This is a genomic window from Chamaesiphon sp. OTE_20_metabat_361 (genome assembly GCF_031364565.1).
Genome location: NZ_JANLWO010000698.1, coordinates 1 through 6,569 on the forward strand (window position 1 = coordinate 1; position 6,569 = coordinate 6,569).

General features: G+C 48.3%; 6 protein-coding genes and 1 pseudogene. All 7 read right to left on the minus strand.

Translation table 11 applies throughout. The features are described 5' to 3' along the window. Window positions 1–470, minus strand: a pseudogene (locus RMO35_RS19685) (hypothetical protein); the annotation flags it as partial. A gap of 45 nt (window positions 471–515) precedes the next feature. Beyond that, window positions 516–2,366, minus strand: coding sequence for a methyl-accepting chemotaxis protein (locus RMO35_RS19690; protein ID WP_309743414.1), 1,851 nt, complete (start codon window positions 2,364–2,366; stop codon window positions 516–518). A 409-nt stretch (window positions 2,367–2,775) separates the two neighbouring features. Next, entirely contained in the window at window positions 2,776–3,261 is a 486-nt protein-coding gene (locus RMO35_RS19695; RefSeq protein ID WP_309743417.1) for a chemotaxis protein CheW, read from the minus strand. A gap of 45 nt (window positions 3,262–3,306) precedes the next feature. Next, on the minus strand, window positions 3,307–3,669 hold the full coding sequence (locus tag RMO35_RS19700; protein ID WP_309743419.1) for a response regulator: 363 nt from the start codon (window positions 3,667–3,669) through the stop codon (window positions 3,307–3,309). Between the two features lie 19 nt (window positions 3,670–3,688). Continuing rightward, window positions 3,689–4,951 carry a response regulator gene (locus tag RMO35_RS19705; protein ID WP_309743421.1) on the minus strand — a complete coding sequence of 421 codons (1,263 nt, stop codon included), beginning with the start codon at window positions 4,949–4,951 and terminating at the stop codon, window positions 3,689–3,691. A gap of 569 nt (window positions 4,952–5,520) precedes the next feature. Next, a complete protein-coding gene (locus RMO35_RS19710) occupies window positions 5,521–5,994 on the minus strand; it encodes a hypothetical protein (RefSeq protein ID WP_309743423.1) in 474 nt (157 codons plus the stop codon). 141 nt (window positions 5,995–6,135) lie between these two features. Next, window positions 6,136–6,393 carry a hypothetical protein gene (locus RMO35_RS19715; protein WP_309743425.1) on the minus strand — a complete coding sequence of 86 codons (258 nt, stop codon included), beginning with the start codon at window positions 6,391–6,393 and terminating at the stop codon, window positions 6,136–6,138. Between the last annotated feature and the right edge of the window lie 176 nt (window positions 6,394–6,569).

Sequence of the window (6,569 nt, forward strand, 5' to 3'; positions counted from 1 at the left end):
TCTGGACTTGACAATACGGCGGTGGCTTCTGTTAATTTAGCCTGTTTTGCCAATTTAAATGCCTGCTCTTCCAGCCCCAGCAACTTTTTATTCGCGGCATCTACTGTCTGCGCCGGACGGGCATCTTTAGTCAATTCCGCCAGGGCACTATCGATACTCGGTGCGTTATCGTTGTAGCGTTTTTCCCACAGCGGCTGACCAGTACTCGCAAACATCCGTGCAGACATCGTGAGGACTTCATCTAAATAGGTGAGTTTACTACTAAGATTTTGCTGTCGATCTTGCTTGGCGATCGTCGCCTGCAACCGTTGGGAAGTCTGCCAGACACTCCAAGTCGAAGTCCCGGTCAATCCCAGATTGAGACAAGTCGAGACGATAATTGTGCTGACTAGATGCCGTTGGAAGAAAGACCGGATCTGACCGATCGATTTGGGGGTAATTTGGGCTGGAGGCGATTGTGTTGGATTCATCTGTTGTTGCTGGCGATCGCCAAGGTTCAGGTACTAATGTGGGATTCAAACCGCCAATTCGAGGGCGAGGTCGGTACTGGGTGCTGGTGGTAGTTCTACTTCTGGCAGCTTAAAGATCTGGATATTTTCGAGCAGATCTGTAGAGAGTAGACTCAGCCTGTCGCCCAGATTTTGGGCATCTTGAGACTGATGTGAGATTTGTTGGCTGAGGGCGGAAATCGAATCGATCGCCGCAGTTGTCGAGTCGGTAGCAGTGACGATTTTTTCGCTGGCTGCTGCGACTAGATGTCCCGATCGCACGGCTTGGGCGGTCACTTCTTGCACTGTTTGGAAAACATCGCTGGCTTGCTTGACTCCGTGAGTAAAGGTATCGACCAAGCCGCCCATTTTTTGGACGTCCAGATCTACCGACGACACGACCTTATGAATCTGAGAACTGCGTTGCTCTAGGTCGGTCAAGCCTTCATTGGTTTGTTGGGCGAGTTGGCTGACTTGGGTGGCAACTAATTCAAACTCGCGGGCGACTGCTGCAAATTGTTTGGGATCGCGCTGCTCGGCAGCTCTAGCGGCTACGAGGGAAGCGTTGAGTGCCAAAATCTGCGTCTGGGTGACGATTTCACCTTGATCCTGGACAAATCTGTCAGCAAGTCCGACGAATTCCCCTAGGGTTTTAATTTTTTGCACGATCCGATCGCTCCCGGCTTGCAAGACATCGATTTCGCGATCGAGGGTGGCAATTGTCCCCTGTCCCTGAGTTACGGAAGATTGCAGTGTCGTAAGAGATTGATTTGTAACCGCTAACTGCTGCATCGTGTCTCGGGCAGATTGGCGGACATTCCCCGTCAGCACTAACATTTGACTGACTTCTTCAGCCTGTTTGCTGGTATTTTGAGCGACTGTCGCCGCCATCTGTTTTTGGGTTTTACTGTTGGCATCTACCCGCCGAGCGGCGGTGGAAACTTGGCTCAGAGTTCGCCCTAGTTCTTCACTCAGTCGATTGAGCGTATCGCCGACTAGACCTGTAGCTCGATCGTTGACGCGTGCTTGAACTCTCAGATTGCCAGACTCGATCTCACTTACCACATCTAGCAACTCGCCGATATCTTGCTGGAGCTGTTCGTTTTCCGATCGCGTGGCGCTCTCCTGCTCCTGACGTTGCTGGGCTTCAGTCGCCAACTGCAAATTTACTGTCTGGAGATTGGCTTGGGAGGCTTGGAGGGCAGTTTGCGCTGATTGGCGATCGCGGATATAACCCCTCACGGCGATGACGATCCCCGCCCCAGTTGCTGCCAGCAATCCCAAGTTAGCTAGTGCTAGGGCGATCGACCAATCCAGCGCGAGTTGTTGCGATCTCACGCGTTGGGCTGTCTCAGTTTTGATGCTGGCAATCACAGTCTGCACGCCTTGACTATAAATCTTCTTTTGCTGGCTGTATGCTTCGCTCTCAAGCACAGCCGCCGCCTCAGCAAGTTTGTTGGCTTTTGCCAATTGAAATGACTGAGTTTCCATCACAATTAAGGCTTTGTTGGCAGCATCAATTTGCTGGTAAGCACCTCGGACAGACGGGGGAATATCTCTAAATAATTCAGCCGTAACTTTGTCGAGTTCGGGGACGCGATCGTTATAGCGCTGCTCCCACTTCATCTGTCCGCTACTCGCCCGCATATTCGCCGACATCGTGAGAACTTCATCGAGATACACGATCTTGCTACTGAGATCTTGCAGCTTTGCCTGCTGCTCTACAGTTACCTGCAAATTTTGGGAGGTATTCCAGACATTCCAAGTTGAAGCTCCAATCAGTCCTAAATTTAGACCGACGGAAGCGACGATCGTTGCCACCAGGTTCGATCGCACGAACTGCTGGATTTTTTGGGTGGGAGTGGCTGAATTTATCATAGACATAGCTTCGATAGACTTTCTGCGAAAGTTAGGGGATAGGGGATAGGGAATAGGGAATAGGGAATAGGGAATAGGGAATAGGCAGAGGGTTAGAGAAAAACAGTATTGAAAACGATCGTGCTGTTACTTTCGCAGGCGGTCTAATATGAATCGATCGAGTAGGGATAATAGGTCGTTGCTGACTTAAGGTATAGTCTGCCCTCACCCCGCCATCGCCTGGGCTTCTGGCTCCCCTCTCCTAAGCTTGGGAGCGACCCAAATCGCGCTGAGGTTCCCTCAGCGTGCGTTTGGGTTAAGACAGAGGGGCTGGGGGTGAGGGCAAGGTCTGTGCTTTGTCCCCCAATTCAGCAACGCCGACAATAAATGTATAAATAAGTGAGAGCGGTGGTAAAGTTTGGCTTGATTCTCAACGATCGACCGACCAATATTGGGGCTGCCAGAGATCGGTGGGCACCAACTGACTTTGCATCATTACCAGCGATCCATCACGATCGGCGGTAAATAAGCCAGGTGGCAGCTCCGAGCGACCACTGGTACCGATCGCCCGATCGACAATGATACTGACATTTTCCAGTCGTCCAGCAGCCTCATTGAGTCGGACGGCGATCGATCGCTCTGGCACAGTGAAGGGGAGTGCTAGCAAGCGGGCAGCGGCAATCAACGGTGTTACCAGACCGTTGTAGTTGGCAATCCCGACCAATAACGGATCGTAGAATGGTAAGTCCAGGATTTGCCATCGATCGACCCGCCAAATTTCCGCCACCCACGTTGCTGGAAAGACCAGAGTGAGGGCGGCGACCTGAGTTAAGATGAATCGATCCAATCGTGAAGCCGACTCAGCAGTTGGCGACACAAGATCGGGAGCGGGTGGAGTTAGATCCGTGACGGTCATAATGGTGGCTGGTGAAAATAGTGAAATGCAAATGGGTAGATCGCTCTATGCGGGAATTTTGGCGAGAACTTGTTCGATACTTTCGCGACTGACTGGTTTGGGCAGATAGTCATTTGCCCCAGCCCGCCGCACGCCATAATTGATTTCTAGCGGCGTCTTCTTGCTAGAGCAAAACACCACATACTGACTGGCGGTACTCGGATTGAGCCGGACAGTTCGCAAAAACTTGTAGCCATCTTGTTCTGGCATTACTACGTCTAGGAATACCAAATTGTATTTGCCAGTTTCGATGACGCTTAGGGCATTAGTGGCACTCTCACAGCGATCGACATCGTGTCCGAGTGTTTCCAAAATCGAAGCCAGAGCGTGTCGATCGACCGAGCTATCATCAATGATTAAAAAGCGCATAATTTTTACTGGAGATGGGTTAATTTTCGATCGTGGATGCCGATGCGGTCAGGAGTCGGGGGATCAGCTCCTCAAGCTGAACCTGGAAATCGGCAATTGCCGCAGTCGTCAGCGGTTTGGTGAGAAACTCGCACCCACTCCACTGCGCCCGCCATTTGTTGGAAAGTTTTTGCTCTCCGGTCAAAATTGCCAGAGAAATTCGCTGGAGATCTGGATGTTGGCGGATCTGCTTGACTAGCTCGAATCCAGAAATTTCGGGCATATTGATATCAATGAACACCACTGATGGCTTTGTTGCCAAGATTTTGGCAACGGCACTATTTCCATCTTGGCAAATCGTCACCGCGTAGCCCAAAGCTGAGACCCAGTGCTGAAATTGCGACAATAGCACTGGTGAGTCATCGATGACCATCACACTTGCAGCAGTCTGTTTGCCGGGTGGCTTAAATTCGACCAAGCCCATGCTGGCTAGTTTGGCAAACATCTTGGCAACTTCGAGGCTATCTTTTGCCAGATCTTCAGCGATCGCACTTAGCGATTGCTCGGATTGGATGAGTGTCTCAATCCGCCGCTGCTGACTATTGGGTAAATTAGCTTTCTCGATCGCGGCGCGACCCAGGATCGGGCACAATTTCATCGAAGGTATGAGTTTTCTCAACTGCGCCCACTGCACTTGTCGCTGTTGAGCTTCATTTAGCAGTACGATCGGACTAAAACCAGCAATTGGCAACTGCACATCGACATCTGCGGCGATAAATTTTGCCGATCCGCTACCCATGAGTAAGTAGAGATCTAAATCGGTGAGAATTTTGGTGCGGAGTGCTGCTAGCAGTTGAGCTTCGTTGATGATGTTCGCTTGCTTCATCATCGCTAGTACCTGGGAGGGATTGAGTGCTTCGGAGCGAATTCGACTCTCGATCGTCTCTAACTGAGACTGGACTGCCTCACTGCGAGTCCGCAGCACATAGCGTCTCGCCACTCTAATCAGCATCTGGCTCGACCAAAATCGACTGCCTGAGTAGCGAATTTGCCCATTAGCCATCCCGAGATGCCAATAAACGGGCTGCTTGCGATTGGCTAACCTGTCAAATTGATGCTGCCAATATCCTGTCCTACCAGGCTGAATGTGTTGTGGCAGTACTGTGGACAATCCTCTGGCAGCAAAGGAAAATTGGTCGGTATCGGCGATCGAGCCTGTGAGCCGATCCCCGCTGGCAACAATGTCGGCAGCACCAAGATTATCGACCTTGGAACGATCGGATTTGGCGGTATCAATGGTCATTGGATTCGTTCGCATAGCGTCTCCAGTAGAAGATCGAGCGAGATAGATAGACAATCGTAAGTGTTAACTTGCTTCTACGATTAGAGTACCCACGACCACGATAGTTTGGCTCACAATGTCTTTAAATTAATTGAGAATTGAGAATTGAGAATTGAGAATTGAGGATGAAATCGCGCTGTAGGCGAAGACGTGTCGTTAGACGGTTTCCTCAGCGTGCGTTTCACCAAGCAGAGAATTGGGTTGTTAGGATGGGGATTTCAACCCCTGCGTCTCTTGAGAATATTTTGAGTAGTGCAATACCCTTCGATCTCGATCGGGTACCACTACCTCGCTTTAGTGTTGGCAAGATGGCTTAAGTTAGATCTGCACAAATACTCATTTTCTAGATATTTGCTATAGACTCAGACAACGCTTATTCCTAGCCATCGAACGAGAAAAACGGGTTAAAGCCTCCCATTTGTGGGTAAATAAAGCAAGGCGATCGATTGATTCAATCATCTGTCCTTCTAAATCGGCAGCCGCTACACAGCACAAAGGAGAGGTAATTAATAATTATTAATTATTAATTATTAATCATTGACGATCTCTAGTCCTATTTCCTGCCTGATATCTTGGAGTAGCTTGCAATCCCATTTAGACCAGTCAAGTTTATTGATATTTTTAACTTTAATACTTCTACCCAACTGCACGCCGCGATCGAAGATGCTCAACTCCGAATAACTCAGCCGATATTTAGGTGGGTATAAAAAGTGGGCAGCAATTTTTAAGAGTAATAAATGCCACCAATTCGTACTAGTATCATTGCCCATCGTAAAGCCGATTACATACGCTTCTTCTGCCGGACTAAATCCTTTTTTTAAAAGTAAATGAATGCGATCGTGTCCGAGTAGATCGATACTTCCGGGCATATTTAAGGGACTAGCTGGATTTTCTAGCAGCCAGACTAAGAAGGGAATCTCACCTGGTGGATCTCCTTGCAGATCTTCACAGGCTGCTGCTAGTGTGAACGCATCTAAGCGATCGGGATATTTATGCCACAACATGATACTTGAATCTGTTAATCTAACGGGGCTGCTTACTTATCAATTTACAGATCGGTTATCGATAAGATTTGCAAATAAAGTAGGGGATGACTCTGAAACTAATAAATTTATCTTGCTAATGTAAGCTCAAAAAGATCTCAATTACATAATCCAACGAAAGATCCCCAAACAATCAACAAAGCAAAATAACGATCCTGAATAAATAATCATTGGCATATCTTTAGTTCGGAGACTAGCGATCAGCATTTGACTAGAACTCAGTGCCAAAAATATAAATCCATATTTACTAATCGCTGGGATGTTGGCCGCCAAGATAGTTCCGCCAGCGATCGCACATGCACTACTAGTTAATTGCAGCGTTTTGGCTAGTTTATCTTCAGGTACTGAGAAGTTTTGCATTGTTTTAATGGTAGGTACTAGCGGTCAAGTAAGCAAAATAATATTTAGCTTTTGCCACTACTTATACAGAATATCTGCAAAAGATTGCCACCTTCATCCGTGGTTACACGGAAGAATATCTCTTTTATAAAATCTCACAAGGCATGATAGATTTAGATCGTTAATTGTAGCGATCG